The following is a 15,768-nucleotide window of genomic DNA, read 5'->3' as shown; positions in this document are numbered from 1 at the left end:
CGCGGGTTGGGGTCACGGGCGGTTCCAGTCTGTGGGTGATGGCATCGCGGCGAACGCCGAGGGTCGACTTCATAGACGCGATCGGTCGTCGTCAGCTAGGGTGGCATGGCAGACAGAACGCACCGTCCGCTTCGCTTTCCCTCAAATTCGCCGGATTGCCGTGACGAAACATCGAAAGACGCGCCGTGCTCAAGCAGCAAACGTCGTTCGAATGACGGCCGACACCGAGGTCCTTTGAATGAAACGCCCTCTGCATCGCCTCTGCCGGCATGTCGCCGTGCTCGCCACCGCATTGTCGGTCGCTCTCACGCCCGTCTCGGCGCAGTCCCGCAGCGAGAAGGCCAGCCTGCCGGTCGTGCGCGACGCCGAGATCGAAGCACTGGTCGCCGACTATGCCCGCCCGATCCTCAAGGCGGCAGGGCTGTCGCGGTCCGGAATCCAGATCGTGCTGGTCAACTCTCCGGGCTTCAACGCCTTCGTCGCGGGTCGGCGCATCTTCATCAACACCGGCGCGATCACCGCGACGGAGACGCCCAACCAGCTGATCGGCATCATTGCCCACGAGATCGGCCATCTCGCCGGCGGTCACCAGCAGCGGCTGCGCGAGCAGCTCGAGCGGTCCCAGACGATTGCCATCGTGGCGGGACTTTTGGGTGCCGGCATCGCGGTGGCCGGTGCCAGCACCGGCGCGGGTGGGGCGGCGCAGGCCGGCGCCGGCCTGATGTCCGGCGGCAGTGCCGCGGCGCAGCGCAGCCTCCTCAGCTACCAGCGCGGCGAGGAATCGGCCGCCGACCGCACCGCCCTCACCTATCTCGACCGGACCGGCCAGTCCGGCAAAGGCCTGCTCGAAACCTTCTCGACGCTCGACCGCAACAATCTGTTTGCCGCAGCGCGATCGAACTATCTGTCGTCGCACCCGATGCCGCGGGACCGCATCGCGGCCCTCGAAGCGGCGGCCCGCGAAAGCCAGCATTTCGGCCGTGCCGATCCACCGGCTCTGGTCGAACGACACAATCTCGCCCGCGCGAAGATCGCGGCCTATAACGGCGGCATGGGCGACGTGCGGCGGCTGTTCGCGCGCGATCCGCGCGGGCTTCCGGCGCTTTACGGCGACGCGATCGCCACGCAACTCGCCGGCTCGACCGCCTCGGCCTTGCAGAAGATCGATGCGCTGATCGCGGCTCGCCCCAACAATCCCTGGTTCCACGAGATGCGCGGCGAGACGCTGATGGCGGCAGGCCGGGCGTCGGAAGCCGCGGCCGCCTATTCCCGGGCGGTCAAGCTCGACGGCACCGGCTCCGGCCTGCTCAAGGCGCAGGTCGGCCAGGCCATCGTCTCCGGCGGCGACCGCTCGCAGATGCCGAAGGCCATCGAGTTGATCCGCGGGGGGCTTCAGTCGGACCCCGCCAATGCGTCGGCCTACCGTTTTCTGGCCATGGCCTATGGCCAGCTCGGCGAGGTCGGACAGGCCGAACTTGCCACGGCCGAGGGCTACTGGCACGGCGGCAACATTCGCCAGGCCCAGATTTTCGCCACCCGTGCGCAGCAGAAGCTCAAGCGCGGCTCGCCCTCGTGGCTGCAGGCCCAGGACATCATCCAGACCAAGCCGCGGTCATGACCACAAGGAATTCACCCAACGTGACACGACAGACCCTTCTCGCGGCGGCCGCAAGCCTCGCGCTCGCCCTGCCTGCTGCGGCCCAGACAGCCCAGCCCCGGTTCGACACGGAAGCGACGCAAGAGATCGAGTCGATCATCCATCGGTATCTGGTCGAGCACCCGGAAGTGCTGCTGGAGGCCCTCGACGCGCTCGAAGCCAAGCGGGCGACCGAGCAGATGGCGTCGCAGAAGGATGCGATCGAGGAACATAGCACCGCGCTCTTCGCCTCTCCCGAGGGCACGGTTCTCGGCAATCCCGATGGCGACGTCACGCTGGTCGAATTCTTCGACTACAATTGCGGCTACTGCAAACAGGCACAGGCGGACGTCGACGCCCTGCTCGCGGCGGATCCCGACATCCGCTTCGTGCTCAAGGAGATCTCGGTACTCGGGCCCCAGTCGCTGGCAGCCTCGCGGGTGAGCCTTGCTGTCCGTGAACTGGCCCCGGAACGCTATGGCGAGTTCCAGCGCACCCTGCTCGGATCGCGCGGCGTCGCCGACGAAGCGGCAGCAATGGGCGTGGCGGAGGATCTGGGCATCGAAACGGCTCCCTTGCGCACGGCGATGTCTTCCCCCGCGGTCTCAGCGGCGCTGGCCGAATCGAACGAACTCGCCGAAGGCTTGGCGATCAACGGCACGCCGAGTTACGTCCTTGCCGACGGCATCCTGGCCGGCGCGGTCGGCAAGGAGGCGCTCGCGGCCGGCATTGCCAATGTCCGCGCGTGCGGAAGCACCAGCTGCTGACGTCAGGCGCGCGAAACAGGCAGCCGACGCTTTCCCCGGCGGCACGATGGCTCTATACGGACAGGCAAGCGCGTCGGGCACGCGCGGCCGTTCCGAAACAGAACGAGGGTCGATGACCTCGACGATCTACATCCTCAACGGACCGAACCTCAACACGCTCGGCCGGCGCGAACCCGCGATCTATGGCTCGGCGACGCTCGCCGATGTCGAGCGCCGTTGTATCGAGGTCGGCGAAGCTGCCGGGTTCGACATCGTCTTCCGGCAGTCGAACCATGAGGGTGAACTGGTCGACTGGATCCATCAGGCCCGCGACGAGGCGGCGGCAATCATCATCAATGCCGGTGCCTACACCCACACGTCCCTCGCCATTCACGACGCGCTTCGTTATTTCGACAAGCCGATCGTGGAAGTGCACATTTCGAACATCCACGCGCGCGAAGAGATTCGGCACAAGAGCCTCATCGCGCCGATCGCGCTGGGCATGATCGTCGGGTTCGGGCCGGTTGGCTACGAGATCGCGATCGCTGCCCTCAAGTCGCGCCTCACTTAGAGCATCGGGTCCGAGCGGCCGAAGGAAAAAGATGTCCAGAGAAGATCACAACCTCGACCCCGCGCTGGTGCGCGAGCTGGCGACCATCCTGAACGACACCGACCTGACGGAGATCGAGATCGAGCGCGGGTCGGTCCGGGTGCGCGTGTCGCGCCAGAAGGACTATCCGCAGCCGATGCAGTACATGCAGGCCCCTCAGCCGATGCAGCAGGCCCTCGCCCCCGCGTCGCAGCCGGCGCCCGCGGCACCGACCGGGCCTGAGCCCGGCACCGTGCCTTCGCCGATGGTCGGCACGGTCTATCTCGCTTCCGCACCTGGCGCGAAGAACTTCATCGAGGTCGGGCAGCAGGTCGCCGAAGGCGAGACGGTGCTGATCATCGAGGCGATGAAGACCATGAACCAGATCCCGGCGCCTCGCGCCGGTCGGATCACCCGCATCTGCGTCGAGAACGCCCAGCCCGTGGAATACGGCGAAGCGCTCGTCGTGATCGCGTAAGGGGCCAGCATGTTCAAGAAGGTCCTGATCGCCAACCGCGGCGAGATCGCGCTGCGGGTCCTGAGGGCCTGCAAGGAACTCGGCATCCCCACTGTGGCGGTGCACTCGACCGCCGACAACACCGCCATGCATGTGCGTCTTGCCGATGAAAGCGTCTGCATCGGCCCGCCGCCGTCGCGCGACAGCTATCTCAACATTCCCTCGATCGTGGCGGCCTGCGAGATCTCCGGCGCCGATGCGGTGCATCCCGGCTACGGCTTTCTGTCGGAAAACGCCCGCTTCGCCGACATCCTCGACGCCCACAACATCACCTTCATCGGCCCGACCGCCGAGCACATCCGGATCATGGGCGACAAGATCGAGGCCAAGCGCACCGCAATGCGCCTCGGCATCCCGGTCGTACCCGGCTCGCCCGGCGCCGTGACTGACGACGACGAGGCACTGCGGATAGCCGACGATATCGGCTTCCCGGTCCTCGTGAAGGCTTCCGCCGGTGGCGGTGGCCGCGGCATGAAGGTGGCACGCTCGCGCGCCGACCTTTCGGTCGCCCTGTCCACCGCTCGGACCGAAGCGGGCGCCGCTTTCGGCGACGACGCCGTCTATATCGAGAAATATCTCGAGAAGCCGCGCCATATCGAGGTGCAGGTCTTCGGCGACGGCAAGGGCAATGCCATCCATCTCGGCGAGCGCGACTGCTCCTTGCAGCGTCGCCACCAGAAGGTCTGGGAAGAAGCCAATTCGCCGGCCTTGACCGAGGAGCAGCGCGCATCGATCGGCGGGATCTGCGCCGATGCGATCGCCAAGCTCGGCTATCGCGGCGCCGGCACGATCGAGTTCCTCTACGAGAACGGCGAGTTCTTCTTCATCGAGATGAACACCCGCCTGCAGGTCGAGCACCCGGTCACCGAGGCGATCACCGGCCTCGACCTCGTCCACGAACAGATCCGCGTCGCCGCCGGCCAGGGCCTGTCGATCACCCAGTCGGAGATCGTCTTCTCGGGGCACGCCATCGAGTGCCGGATCAACGCCGAGGATCCGAAGACCTTCGCCCCGTCGCCGGGCACGATCACCCATTATCACACGCCGGGCGGCCTCGGCGTTCGCGTCGATTCGGGTGTCTATCAGGGCTATGCGATCCCGCCCTTCTACGACAGCCTGATCGGCAAGCTGATCGTTCACGGCCGCAACCGCGCCGAATGCATGATGCGCCTGCGCCGGGCGCTCGACGAGATCGTCGTAGACGGGGTCAAGACGACGCTGCCGCTGTTCCGCGATCTCGTCGACAACCCCGACATCGGCGCCGGTGACTACGACATCCACTGGCTGGAGAACTACCTGGCCGCCGGCGGAGCCGGGTAATCATGGTTCGGCGGGGCGGTCAGCGGTTCGAGATCACGCCGGCCATCCTTCTGAAGGCCTATGCGTGCGGCATCTTCCCGATGGCCGAGAGCGCCGACGACCCGCGCATCTTCTGGATCGACCCGACCGAGCGCGGCATCCTGCCGCTGGATCAGTTCCATCTGTCGCGCAGCCTGCGCAAGACGATCCGGCGGCAGCCGTTCGAGATCCGCATCGACACGGCGTTCCCCGCCGTCGTCGATGCCTGCGCCGAGCCGGCACCCGGGCGCACCCAGACCTGGATCAACAGCCAGATCCGCGCGCTCTATCTGGAACTCTTCCGGGAAGGTTTCGCGCATTCCGTCGAGGCGTGGGAGGGCGTGCACCTCGTCGGCGGTCTCTACGGCGTGTCGCTGGGTGCGGCCTTCTTCGGCGAGAGCATGTTCTCGCGCCGCACCGACGCCTCGAAGATCACGCTGGCGTATCTATGCGACCGGCTCAGGCGCGGCGGTTACCAGCTGCTCGACACCCAGTTCCTGACGGAACATCTGGCGAGCTTCGGGGCGATCGAAATCCCCCGTGACGACTACCAGCTCCTGCTCGAGGACGCCGTCGCCGCGGACGCGACATTTCACCCTTCCGGTGCGGGAACCGCCGAGTCGGTCTTACAGTCCTTCAGCCAGACGTCGTAGACCGGGTGCTCCACGGCGTTGAGGCCGGGAGAATCGGCAAACATCCAGCCGGAGAAGATCTGCCGGATCTCCCGGTCGAGCGTGATCTCGTCGACCTCGATGAACGCATCGGTCCGGGTCGCCTCGCCCTCGGCGCTGGTGTAGCAGACCTTCGGCGTGACCTGCAGCGACCCGAACTGCACCGTCTCGTCGATATAGACGTCGAAGCTGGTGATCCGGCCGGTGATCTTGTCCAGACCGGAAAACACCGCCACCGGGTTCTCGACACGCTGCTGCGCGCTGGCGGGGGCGCATGCCATGACCATCAGCGCAGCAAGGATCGACGTCGGGAGGCGGCGCTTCATCGGATGACCTTCAGTCGGCACGGGCGCAAGGGCCTGTGTCACAGGGCGTGCCACGCAATTGCGGCGGAGGCTGGGACGGATAGCCGGACGGACCCGACCGGCAACCAACCACGGCGGGCGCGGACCGCGTCCGCTCGTCCTGAACGGCAGCCAAACCTGTCAGGGCGTCCAGGCGTCGTAGTCGCCGGTGACGCGCGGCCGGTCGGCCGGGTTGAGCAGCGAGCCCTTCGGCCGGTAGGCCTTGCCGGTGCCGGTGAAGTTCGGCAGATGCGGCTTCTCCCAGGCGTGCGGGCGGTAGTCTTCCACGGTCGGCGGCGTGTCGACGCGGTGATGCATCCAGCCGTTCCAGCCGGGCGGGATCATCGAGGGCTCGGCAGGACCGTTGTAGATGACCCAGCGCTTCGAGCCGTCGGCGTTCTCGTGATAGACGTTGCCGAACTCGTCCGTGCCGACGTTGCGGCCGAACCGCCAAGTGTAGAACCTCGTGCCGATCGTCTGACCGTTCCACCAGGTGAAGATCTGCAGCAGCCAGTCTTTCATGGCGATCCCAATCCGTCTCGATGCCGGGACCTTATGCTGCCCCGCTGGTGAAATGTCCATTGCCGGGCTTGGCGGCTCACCCGAGCGGCTTTTCGTAGATCGCCGCCGGAATGCCCGAATCCGCCGCACCGCAATTCGCCGTCGAACCGGTCTTGGCGAATCCCCGGGCGCGATAGAAGCGAATGGCCGGTTCGTTGGCCTCCTCCACCTCCAGCCGGAGTCGGTCCGCCTGCGGAAACGACTCGATGATCTCGGCAAGCAGGGCGCTGCCCAATCCGCTGCCCTGGCAGTCGGGATGGACGTAGAGCTGGTGCAGCACGACGGTCTTGCCGTCCGGCCCGGCAGCCGCGGCGAAGGCCATGCCGCCGATGCGCTCGCCGTCGTCGCCGACCACGAATTCGGCGTTCAGCTTGCCGAGGCGTGACTTGAGCGCGTCGACCGAGTGCCACGAGCCGGTGATCTCGGCCACGCGATCGGCGCCGTAGATGCCGTCATAGGTGGCGTGCCAGGTCTCGCCGAGCAGCACGCTGACTGCTTCCAGGTCGCGCAGGCCTGCGGTGCGAACGTAGAAGGTCATTCGACGCCGAGCTTCGCCTTGACCAGTGCGTTGACCGCGCCGGGGCTCGCCTTGCCGCCGGTCGCCTTCATCACCTGGCCGACGAACCAGCCGGCCATCGACGGCTTCGCCTTGGCCTGCTCGACCTTGTCCGGGTTGGCGGCGATCACTTCATCCACCGCAGCCTCGATCGCGCCTGTGTCGGTGACCTGGCGCATGCCGCGCGCCTCGACCACTTCCCGCGGATCGCCGCCTTCGGCCCAGACGATCTCGAATAGCTCCTTGGCGATCTTGCCCGAGATCACTTCCTCGCGGATGAGGTCGAGGATGGTGCCCAGCTGCGCGGCCGAGACGGGACTGGACTCGATCGACTTGCCGTCCTTGTTCAGTGCGCCGAGCAGATCGTTGATCACCCAGTTCGCCGCCTGCTTGCCGTCGCGTCCTTCGGCGACCTTTTCGAAGTAGTCCGCAATCGCCTTTTCCGAGACGAGGATCGAGGCGTCATAGGCCGATAGGCCCGCATCGGCGATCAGCCGGTTGCGCTTCTCGTCCGGCAGCTCCGGCAGTTCCTTCAGCAGCGCGTCGATATAGGCCTGGTCGAACTCCAGCGGCAGGAGATCCGGATCGGGGAAATAGCGATAGTCGTGCGCGTCTTCCTTGCTGCGCATCGCCCGCGTCTCGCCCTTCACCGGGTCGAACAGCCGCGTCTCCTGGTCGATCGTGCCGCCATCCTCGAGGATCGCGATCTGGCGTCGTGCCTCGGAATCGATTGACTGGCCGACGAAGCGGATCGAGTTGACGTTCTTGATCTCGCAGCGCGTGCCGAAGGCGCCGCCGGGACGTCGCACCGAGACGTTGACGTCGGCGCGCATGGAGCCTTCGTCCATGTTGCCGTCGCAGGTGCCGAGATAGCGCAGGATGGTCCGCAGCTTGGTCAGGAAGGCCTTCGCCTCGTCGGCCGAGCGCATGTCGGGCTTGGAGACGATCTCCATCAGGGCGACGCCGGAACGGTTTAGGTCGACGAACGACATCGTCGCATGCTGGTCGTGCAGCGACTTGCCGGCATCCTGTTCGAGATGCAGCCGCTCGACGCCGACCTCGATCGTCTCGAACTCGCCTTTCGAGTCGGGCCCGACCGCGACCGAGACGATCCCCTCCCCGACAATCGGGTCCTTGAACTGGGAGATCTGGTACCCCTGCGGCAGGTCCGGGTAGAAATAGTTCTTCCGGTCGAACACCGACCGGTGCCGGATCTCGGCCTTGAGACCGAGCCCGGTTCGGATCGCCTGGCGAACGCATTCCTCGTTGATCACCGGCAGCATGCCCGGCATCGCGGCATCGACCAGGCTGACATGGTCGTTCGGCGCGCCGCCGAAGCTCGTCGAGGCGCCGGAGAACAGCTTCGACTCCGACAGGACCTGCGCATGGACTTCCATGCCGACGATGATCTCCCAGTCCCCGGTAGCGCCGGCGACGAAGTTCTTCGGATCGGGCGTGCGGGTGTCGACGAGGGTCATGGCGTATCCGGAAACCTGCTGAGGAGCGTGCTAGTTCGCTAGAGGAAAGGCCGAAGGGGTTCAAGCGCGCCGGCGGTCAGCTTCCCACGGCTTTGTCCCGTCTGCTGCGATCTGCTTTTCTATATGCTAGTTTTGAGCTGCCTTCTTCAAGGAGCGGTTCATGAGCGCCCTCACCGAGACACGGCCATCGTCAGTTCTTCCCACAGACCTGACGATCGCCGCCTTCTTTGAATGGCTGGAAGGCCAGCCGAGACGGTTCGAGCTCGTGGACGGGGCGCCGCAGATGCAACCATTCGTGAAGCGGTCGCACTCTCGGATCGTCGGCAATCTCGACCATATGCTTCAGACACAGATCGACCGGTCGGCCTTCCTCGTCCACCAGGGCGACTTCGCGATACAGACGGGTCCCCGATCAATCCGCTACGCCGACATTATGGTCGAGCCGGCAGGAGGACCGCCCGGCGGCCGCACGACCGACAGCGCCGTACTCATCGTCGAAGTTCTGTCCGAGTCGACGGCCCCGGAGGATTTCGGACCCAAGCGCGTCGAATACCAAGCCCTGAAGGCGCTTCAAACCTATCTCGTCGTGGATCAGGAGACGCCCCGTATCTGGCAGTGGGATCGCGGTTACGACGGCAAATGGTCCGCGCATGCGACGATCGTTACCGCCGGTGCAGTTAAGGTGGCGGCCCTGGCCTGTGATCTTCCGCTAGATGAAATCTATTTTGGCATCCCTTCGGCCGCGAACAATTCGCAGGACTGAGTCAGCCAGCCCCTAGTGCCGCGATGATCGCGGCGCGCTCGTCCTCGAGGCTTCCCTTCGCCGCCGGCCGTCCGGCCTTGCGATACCAGTAGGCGGCATTGTCGGGATCGCCCTCGACGCGATGAAGATGCGCGTGGATCCAGGCCGCTTCGGCCGAGGGATCGTCCTGCACCACGGCGTGCGCGCCCAGCCAGTCGCCGGCCGCCAGGCAGTCGAGGGCCTCGCGCAGCTGGCTCATCGGCTCACCACCACTTTGCCGGCTCGAAGCGGCCAGCCGCCTCTTCGATCACCGAGCCTAGCGAGAACAGCGTTTCCTCGTCGAACGGCCGGCCGATCAGCTGCAGCCCGAGCGGCAGCCCTTCCGCCGTCAGCCCCGCCGGCACGGCGATGCCGGGAAGGCCGGCCATGTTCACCGTGACGGTGAAGATGTCGTTGAGGTACATCTTGACCGGATCGGACGCCATGTCCTGATCGGCGATGCCGAAGGCCGCCGACGGCGTCGCCGGCGTCAGCAACGCGTCGATACCGTCGGCATACACCGTCTCGAAGTCGCGCTTGATCAGCGTGCGAACCTTCTGCGCCTGCAGGTAATAGGCGTCGTAATAGCCGGCCGACAGCACGTAGGTGCCGATCATGATGCGGCGCTTGACCTCGCGGCCGAAGCCTTCGGCCCGCGTCCGCTCGTACATCTCCGTCAGGTCCTTGCCGGGCACGCGCAGGCCGTAGCGCACGCCGTCATAGCGCGCGAGGTTCGACGAGGCTTCGGCCGGGGCGACGATGTAGTAGGCGGGCAGCGCGTATTTCGTGTGCGGCAGCGAGACGTCGACGATCTCGGCGCCGGCGTCCTTCAGCCAGGCGATACCCTGCTGCCAGAGCGCCTCGATCTCGGCGGGCATGCCGTCGACGCGGTATTCCTTCGGCACGCCGATCCGCAGCCCCTTCACCGAACGGCCCACGGCGGCCTCGTAGTCGGGCACCGGGCGGTCGACGGAGGTCGTGTCCTTGGGATCGACCGACGCCATCGAGCGCAGCATGATCGCCGCGTCGCGAACATCGCGGCCGATCGGGCCGGCCTGGTCGAGCGAGGAGGCAAAGGCGACGATGCCCCAGCGCGAGCAGCGCCCGTAGGTCGGCTTGATGCCGACCGTGCCGGTGAGGGCCGCAGGCTGGCGGATCGATCCGCCAGTGTCGGTCGCCGTAGCACCGGCGGCCAGATGCGCCGCGACCGCCGCCGCCGAGCCACCGGACGAACCGCCGGGTACGAGGTCGACATTCGACCCCTTGCGGCGCCAGGGGTTCTTCACCGGTCCGTAGCAGGAGCTCTCGTTGGAGGAGCCCATGGCGAACTCGTCCATGTTGAGCTTGCCCAGCATCACCGCGCCGTCCGCCCACAGATTGGCAGTCACGGTCGATTCGTAGCGCGGCTCGAAGCCTTTCAGGATCTTGCTGCAGGCCTGCGTATGGACGCCCTCGGTAGCGTAGAGATCCTTGATGCCTAGCGGAATGCCTTCGAGTGGCCCTGCCTCGCCCTTCGCGAGGCGTTCGTCCGACCGCGCTGCCATCGCCAGCGCCTTGTCCGGCGTCGGCATGACATAGGCGTTGAGCTGCTCGTTGGCCGCTTCGATTGCCGAAACGTAGGCCTGCGTGAGTTCGGTGGCGGAGAACGCCTTCGCCTTCAGCTTGTCGCGGGCCTCGGCGATGGTCAGGGATGTCAGATCGGTCATCGGGGCAGCATCTTTTCGTAAAAGCGACTGAATTCGGAATTAGGGTAGTCGAGGAAGGCGCCACGTCGTGTGAAGCCGGCGCGTTCGTAGAGCGCCCAAGCCGGTTCGAAGCCGGTCGTGCCGCCGGTTTCCAGGACGAGCCGCTCGAGCTTCTGGCGAATGGCCTCCGCCTCGATCGCCTGCAGCAGGCGCCAGCCGATGCCGGTGCCGCGCATGGCGGGGATGGAGAACATCCGCTTCACCTCGCCGAGCGAGGCGTCGTGACGGCGCAGCGCGCCCATTCCCACCACGGCCTGGGCATCGTCCCGCGCGACGAAGACGGTGGTGTCATCACCCGCCATCTGTTCCGCCGTCATCTGGAACTGGAACTCCGGCGGCGACAAGGGCCTCAGATGGGCGTTCAGATCGGCCACCAGCGCCCGAATTGCATCCCGCAGGGGCGTCTCGACGGCGATGGACACGGCCATGCGGCGCTACTCCACGACCTTCGGCACGACGAAGAAATGATCCTCGCTCGCCGGCGCATTGGCGACGATGTCGTCCGCCTTGCCGCCGTCGGTCACTTCGTCCTGGCGCTTCCGCATCACCATCGGGATCACCGAGGTCATCGGCTCCACCCCCGCGACGTCGACCTCGCCGAGCTGTTCGACGAAGCCGAGGATGGCGTTGAGTTCGCCCTCCATCGCTGCGACATCCTCGTCGGTGACGGCGATGCGGGCCAGGCGGGCAACCCGGCGGACGGTGGCGGTATCGACGGACATGGCGGTCCTTGCGAACTGTATGATTATCTGGCGCGAGCTATAGCGACGCGGCCGTAAGGAGGCAACGCCGGCCTCCCCCGGCGCTGCCGCGACGCAAAGTCGTGACCGTCGTCAGACCTCGAAGGCGACGCCGATCGCCGGGTTGCGGACCCTGCCGGCGTCGCCCTCCATCGCCTCGACGAACTTGTCGGGACTGGCGTCGAGCAGCGGGATCGTTCCCCAGTGGATCGGGACGATCATGTCGAAGTTGAAATAGCGGCGGCAGGCAAGCGCCGCGACGGCGGCGCCCATGGTGAAGCGGTCGCCGACCGGCACCATGGCGATCTTCGGCGCATGCAGCTCCTCGATCAGCGCCATGTCGGCGAAGATGTCGGTGTCGCCCATGTGGTAGACGGTCGGCCCGTCATTGAAGTGGAAGACCAGGCCATTCGGCATGCCGAGATAGGTGACGCCGCCATTTTCCTCGATGTTGGCAGAGGAGTGGAAGGCCTGCGTCAGGGTCACGGTGAAGTCGTCAAAGGCGACGGTGCCCCCGGTGTTCATCGGCTCGACCGACTCGACGCCCTTGGCGTTCAGCCAGTTCGCCAGTTCGTAGGTCGCCACCAGCTTGCAGCCGGTCCGCTTCGCGATGTCGACCGTGTCGCCGACATGGTCGCCATGGCCGTGGCTGAGGACGATGTGGGTAGCGCCGTTGGCGGCGTCCTCGACCGAGCCCTTGAAATGCGGATTACCGGTGAGGAACGGGTCGATCAGAATGACCGCGGACCCGGCCTCGATCCGAAAGGCGGAATGGCCGAAATAGGTGATCTTCATGGGGGCGCTCCTGCGGCTGGACGAGGCGGGCGGCCGCCCTGTCCGAGCCGCCACTGCGCGTGCTAAGTGCGCGGCCGCGGCCCGGCGTCAAGACGACCGGGCGGGATCCGGCGTCTTCCGCCACCGACCAGACGGAGACAGTGCGTCCCATGCCGGTACTGACGCTCGAGGAATTTGCCGCCACCGTTCCGTCCGGCCGGACGATTGCGGGATTCGACCTCGGCACCAAGACGATCGGGCTGGCGATCTCCGATCTCGGCCAGCGCTTCGCGACGCCCCGCAAGGTCATTAGCCGCACGAAGTTCACCGCCGACGTGGCGGCGCTGCAGGTGGCTCTCGCCGCCGATCGCGTCGCCGGAATCGTCATCGGCCTGCCCCTCAACATGGATGGGTCGGAAGGCCCCCGCGCGCAGTCGACGCGGGCGTTCGTGCGCAACTATGTCCGGCTGGACGAGCGGCCGCTGATGTTCTGGGACGAGCGCCTGTCGACCGTGGCGGCCGAGCGCGGCCTCCTGGAAGCGGACGTCTCCCGCGCCAAGCGGGCGACCCGCATCGACTCGGCGGCGGCCTCCTTCATTCTGCAGGGCGCGCTGGACCGGTTGACGCTGCTGCGGTCTTAGGCGACCGGCTCCGCGGCGCCGCGCTGACGCCACCAGGCGGCGATCCGGCGACGGCGGCGGAACGCGATGATCGCGCCGAGGATGACGCTGTCGACGACCAGCGCCTTGGCGATCATCGGCGGGATTTCCGCCGGGTCGATGCCCAGCATCTCGCCGTAGATGCCGAAGACATGGTCATGCAGCGCCCGCGAGAAGACCAGGTCGCTGACGTCGTTGAGCGACAGGAAATACCAGCTCCAGAAGATCGCCAGCGGTGCCAGCCATAGAACGAGCAGAGTGCGCATCAGCCTTGATCGCTTTCGCTGGAGTGACGCCGCTCGCGTCGTGGCAGTGCATCGCGCCGTGCCGCCTCGATCGCCCGCATCGCTGCGTCGAACTCGCGGTCGCCGGTGTCGTCGATGGAGACCAGATGATCGAACAGCAGCGCGCCGAAGCTGAGGGCCAGCGCAAAGAGGAAGCCCGGTCCCTCGCCGAACAGGCCGGCGAGCGGTGAACCGGAAAGGGAAGCGGCGACGTAGAGACCGAAGAACGCCGTCAGCAGGCTGGCCGCGATCGGCTCGGCCCGTTCGGCGTTGCCACGAGGCGCGGCATGCAGCCATGCCAGAGTGGCGCCGAGCCCGGTCGCGAGCGATGCGAGGATCGCCGCGAAAGCGGCTGCATCGGGTGCGGCAAGACCGAGCGGAAGCGGTAGCGGCAGAGCGGCGACAAACCCGGCGACGCCGTCCGGCGCTGTCAGAAGGCCCGTCTCGCGCAGCAGGCCGGCGGCGCTGACCGCGCTAAAGCCCGCCCAGGCGCTGAGTGCGAGGGTGGTCAGCATGCGCTGCATGGAACCCTCCTTCCGTCATGGTTACCGATCCGTTAACGCCAGTGTCGCCCTCGGCCGGTCGGGCCGCAATCGAAACCACTCATTAACCTTAATGACGCCTTTTTCCGTGAGACTACATCTCCGAGAGTCGACGCCGGGGAAGGCGAAAGGTTCCAGGTGGAGTGATTAGCGGATCGGCGGGAACAGATCATCGACGAGGGCGCGGGAATCGTGCCGACGATCCAGCATCCCGTAGGTATGGCGGAAGACCCCGCCAAGCCGCGTCTCGGCGAAGGCTTCGGCAGCCCGACCGAGGCCGAGCCGGCACATCGCCGCCGTCGCGGCGGCCAGCGCCATCTGTTCCGCCAGCAGCCGGCAGGCACCCTCGTCCGATGCCGCCATGGCCATCGCGGCCCTCAGGACGCCAGGGGTCTGGCCGGCCGTCTCGCCCATGTCCGCGGCAATCATCGCGATGACAGCCTCGAAGGCCGCCGGGTCTCGCCGCAGGATCCGCGCCAGATCGAGCGCGATGACGTTGCCGGAGCCCTCCCAGATCGCGTTCACCGGTGCCTCGCGATAGGCACGGGCGAGCCGACCATCCTCGACATAGCCATTGCCGCCGAGGCACTCCATCGCCTCGTAGACGAGCGCCGGCGCCATCTTGCAGATCCAGTATTTGGCGACGGGCGTCATGACACGCGCATAGGCGACGTCGGCTTCTGTCCGCTTCGCCGCCCCGTCGAAGGCCTCGGCGAGGCGGAAGGCCAGCACCGACGCGGCGGCGACGTCGAGCGCCATGTCGGCGAGTACCCGGGTCATCTGCGGCTGGTCGACGAGAACCTTGCCGAACACGCTTCGCTCGCGGCAGTGATGGACCGCTTCGCTGAGCGCGCCCCGCATCAGCCCGGCCGAGGCCAGCGCGCAATCGAGCCGGGTCAGCGTCACCATCTCGATGATCGTCCGGACGCCGGCGCCCTCCGCGCCGAGCCGCGTCGCGTCGGCATCGACGAACTCGACCTCCGACGAGGCATTGGAGCGGTTGCCGAGTTTGTCCTTCAGGCGCTGGAAGTGCAGCCCGTTGAGCGATCCGTCATCCCGCCGGCGCGGCATCAGGAAGCACGTCGGCCCCTCCCCGGTCTGCGCCAGTACCAGGAAGCCGTCCGACATCGGCGCGGAGGTGAACCATTTGTGGCCGGTGACCCGGTAGTTGCCGTCGCCTTCCGCCACCGCGGTCGTGGTGTTCGCCCGCACGTCCGTGCCGCCCTGCTTCTCGGTCATGCCCATGCCGAGCGTGACGCCCGCCTTGCTCAGCGGCGGCTTGACGCCCGGGTCGTACTGGCGGGTCGCGATCACCGGCATCCAGGCGGCGCGGACCGCAGGCGCGGCGGCGATCGCGGCGACCGAGGCGCTGGTCATGGTGATGGGGCAGAGATGGCCGCACTCCACGCCGGCGGTCATGTAGAAGCGGGCGGCGCGGCTGCGGTGGCGACGCCCCTCTTCTTCCTCGGGGCCGCTCCAGACCGAAGCATGCAGCCCGTCGGCGATCGAGCGCCGCATCAGCGCGTGGTAGGCGGGGTGGTAGTCGACGAGTTCGAGGCGCCGGCCCTTTTCGTCGAATCGACGCAGCTTTGGGATCTCGGTGTTGGCCAGCCGCGCCAGATCATGCGCCTCGAACGAGCCGCAGAAGCGGCCATGGCGCTCAAGCGCCTGGCGCGTCGGGTCCGCGAGATCGCCCGTCAGTAGCTGGAGCAGCGGGTCGCTGCGATAGGCGTTGAAGCCCGGATAGTCCGACGACTGGTTGAAAACCGTGTGGGTCTGGAATTTCGTATCGGCCACGCGTTCTTCC

General features: G+C 66.8%; 20 protein-coding genes. 8 read left to right on the top strand and 12 right to left on the bottom strand.

Annotated features, from left to right (window positions below):
- Nucleotides 1-238: 238 nt before the first annotated feature.
- The 6 genes from GTW51_RS18210 (at nucleotide 239) to aat (ending at nucleotide 5,479) form a co-directional block, all read left to right on the top strand.
- Nucleotides 239-1,618, top strand: coding sequence for a M48 family metalloprotease (locus GTW51_RS18210; protein WP_163045492.1), 1,380 nt, complete (start codon nucleotides 239-241; stop codon nucleotides 1,616-1,618).
- Nucleotides 1,619-1,638: 20 nt separating this feature from the next.
- On the top strand, nucleotides 1,639-2,403 hold the full coding sequence (locus GTW51_RS18205; RefSeq protein WP_343034057.1) for a DsbA family protein: 765 nt from the start codon (nucleotides 1,639-1,641) through the stop codon (nucleotides 2,401-2,403).
- A gap of 112 nt (nucleotides 2,404-2,515) precedes the next feature.
- Complete coding sequence (aroQ, locus tag GTW51_RS18200) at nucleotides 2,516-2,953, top strand: type II 3-dehydroquinate dehydratase (protein WP_163045490.1); 438 nt, start codon at nucleotides 2,516-2,518, stop codon at nucleotides 2,951-2,953.
- A gap of 31 nt (nucleotides 2,954-2,984) precedes the next feature.
- A complete protein-coding gene (accB, locus tag GTW51_RS18195; RefSeq protein WP_163045489.1) occupies nucleotides 2,985-3,449 on the top strand; it encodes an acetyl-CoA carboxylase biotin carboxyl carrier protein in 465 nt (154 codons plus the stop codon).
- Nucleotides 3,450-3,458: 9 nt separating this feature from the next.
- Nucleotides 3,459-4,808, top strand: a complete 1,350-nt coding sequence (gene accC, locus GTW51_RS18190) for an acetyl-CoA carboxylase biotin carboxylase subunit (protein WP_163045488.1) — start codon at nucleotides 3,459-3,461, stop codon at nucleotides 4,806-4,808.
- 2 nt (nucleotides 4,809-4,810) lie between these two features.
- Nucleotides 4,811-5,479, top strand: coding sequence for a leucyl/phenylalanyl-tRNA--protein transferase (gene aat / locus GTW51_RS18185; protein ID WP_163045487.1), 669 nt, complete (start codon nucleotides 4,811-4,813; stop codon nucleotides 5,477-5,479).
- On the opposite strand, the gene GTW51_RS18180 is transcribed toward aat, so the two are convergent.
- The 4 genes from GTW51_RS18180 to gatB all read right to left on the bottom strand — a co-directional run bounded on the left by GTW51_RS18180 (nucleotide 5,419) and on the right by gatB (nucleotide 8,436).
- Nucleotides 5,419-5,784: a DUF2155 domain-containing protein gene (locus GTW51_RS18180; RefSeq protein ID WP_246233260.1), complete on the bottom strand. Its 366-nt coding sequence runs from the start codon at nucleotides 5,782-5,784 to the stop codon at nucleotides 5,419-5,421. The two genes, aat and GTW51_RS18180, sit on opposite strands and share 61 nt — an antisense overlap.
- Nucleotides 5,785-5,982: 198 nt before the next feature.
- Nucleotides 5,983-6,363, bottom strand: coding sequence for an NADH:ubiquinone oxidoreductase subunit NDUFA12 (locus tag GTW51_RS18175; RefSeq protein ID WP_163045485.1), 381 nt, complete (start codon nucleotides 6,361-6,363; stop codon nucleotides 5,983-5,985).
- 76 nt (nucleotides 6,364-6,439) lie between these two features.
- Nucleotides 6,440-6,940, bottom strand: coding sequence for a GNAT family N-acetyltransferase (locus GTW51_RS18170; protein ID WP_163045484.1), 501 nt, complete (start codon nucleotides 6,938-6,940; stop codon nucleotides 6,440-6,442).
- On the bottom strand, nucleotides 6,937-8,436 hold the full coding sequence (gene gatB, locus GTW51_RS18165) for an Asp-tRNA(Asn)/Glu-tRNA(Gln) amidotransferase subunit GatB (RefSeq protein WP_163045483.1): 1,500 nt from the start codon (nucleotides 8,434-8,436) through the stop codon (nucleotides 6,937-6,939). The genes GTW51_RS18170 and gatB overlap by 4 nt, the downstream gene beginning before the upstream one ends.
- Nucleotides 8,437-8,596: 160 nt before the next feature.
- On the opposite strand from gatB, the gene GTW51_RS18160 reads away from it, so the two are divergent.
- Nucleotides 8,597-9,199, top strand: coding sequence for a Uma2 family endonuclease (locus tag GTW51_RS18160; protein ID WP_163045482.1), 603 nt, complete (start codon nucleotides 8,597-8,599; stop codon nucleotides 9,197-9,199).
- Nucleotide 9,200: 1 nt separating this feature from the next.
- Here the strand turns inward: GTW51_RS18160 and GTW51_RS18155 are convergent, their stop codons facing one another.
- The 5 genes from GTW51_RS18155 to GTW51_RS18135 form a co-directional block, all read right to left on the bottom strand.
- Nucleotides 9,201-9,437, bottom strand: a complete 237-nt coding sequence (locus tag GTW51_RS18155) for a hypothetical protein (RefSeq protein WP_163045481.1) — start codon at nucleotides 9,435-9,437, stop codon at nucleotides 9,201-9,203.
- Nucleotides 9,438-9,441: 4 nt separating this feature from the next.
- Nucleotides 9,442-10,923 (bottom strand): Asp-tRNA(Asn)/Glu-tRNA(Gln) amidotransferase subunit GatA, encoded by a 1,482-nt coding sequence (gene gatA, locus GTW51_RS18150; protein ID WP_163045480.1) that lies wholly within the window; start codon nucleotides 10,921-10,923, stop codon nucleotides 9,442-9,444.
- Nucleotides 10,920-11,390 carry a GNAT family N-acetyltransferase gene (locus tag GTW51_RS18145; RefSeq protein WP_163045479.1) on the bottom strand — a complete coding sequence of 157 codons (471 nt, stop codon included), beginning with the start codon at nucleotides 11,388-11,390 and terminating at the stop codon, nucleotides 10,920-10,922. The genes gatA and GTW51_RS18145 overlap by 4 nt, the downstream gene beginning before the upstream one ends.
- Nucleotides 11,391-11,396: 6 nt before the next feature.
- Complete coding sequence (gene gatC, locus GTW51_RS18140) at nucleotides 11,397-11,684, bottom strand: Asp-tRNA(Asn)/Glu-tRNA(Gln) amidotransferase subunit GatC (protein ID WP_163045478.1); 288 nt, start codon at nucleotides 11,682-11,684, stop codon at nucleotides 11,397-11,399.
- Nucleotides 11,685-11,795: 111 nt separating this feature from the next.
- A complete protein-coding gene (locus GTW51_RS18135) occupies nucleotides 11,796-12,497 on the bottom strand; it encodes a metal-dependent hydrolase (RefSeq protein ID WP_163045477.1) in 702 nt (233 codons plus the stop codon).
- Between the two features lie 149 nt (nucleotides 12,498-12,646).
- Here GTW51_RS18135 and ruvX point away from each other — a divergent pair, with 149 nt between their 5' ends.
- Complete coding sequence (gene ruvX, locus GTW51_RS18130) at nucleotides 12,647-13,117, top strand: Holliday junction resolvase RuvX (RefSeq protein WP_163045476.1); 471 nt, start codon at nucleotides 12,647-12,649, stop codon at nucleotides 13,115-13,117.
- On the opposite strand, the gene GTW51_RS18125 is transcribed toward ruvX, so the two are convergent.
- The 3 genes from GTW51_RS18125 to GTW51_RS18115 all read right to left on the bottom strand — a co-directional run bounded on the left by GTW51_RS18125 (nucleotide 13,114) and on the right by GTW51_RS18115 (nucleotide 15,758).
- Nucleotides 13,114-13,401: a DUF6105 family protein gene (locus GTW51_RS18125; RefSeq protein WP_163045475.1), complete on the bottom strand. Its 288-nt coding sequence runs from the start codon at nucleotides 13,399-13,401 to the stop codon at nucleotides 13,114-13,116. The genes ruvX and GTW51_RS18125 overlap by 4 nt on opposite strands.
- Complete coding sequence (locus GTW51_RS18120) at nucleotides 13,401-13,943, bottom strand: hypothetical protein (RefSeq protein ID WP_163045474.1); 543 nt, start codon at nucleotides 13,941-13,943, stop codon at nucleotides 13,401-13,403. The genes GTW51_RS18125 and GTW51_RS18120 overlap by 1 nt, the downstream gene beginning before the upstream one ends.
- Nucleotides 13,944-14,108: 165 nt before the next feature.
- On the bottom strand, nucleotides 14,109-15,758 hold the full coding sequence (locus GTW51_RS18115) for an acyl-CoA dehydrogenase family protein (protein WP_343034056.1): 1,650 nt from the start codon (nucleotides 15,756-15,758) through the stop codon (nucleotides 14,109-14,111).
- Between the last annotated feature and the right edge of the window lie 10 nt (nucleotides 15,759-15,768).

Source organism: Aurantimonas aggregata, assembly GCF_010500835.1.
GTDB classification, from domain to species: Bacteria; Pseudomonadota; Alphaproteobacteria; order Rhizobiales; family Rhizobiaceae; genus Aurantimonas; species Aurantimonas aggregata.
Note: the sequence above shows the minus strand (reverse complement) of the source record. Positions and strands in the feature narration are given on the sequence as shown.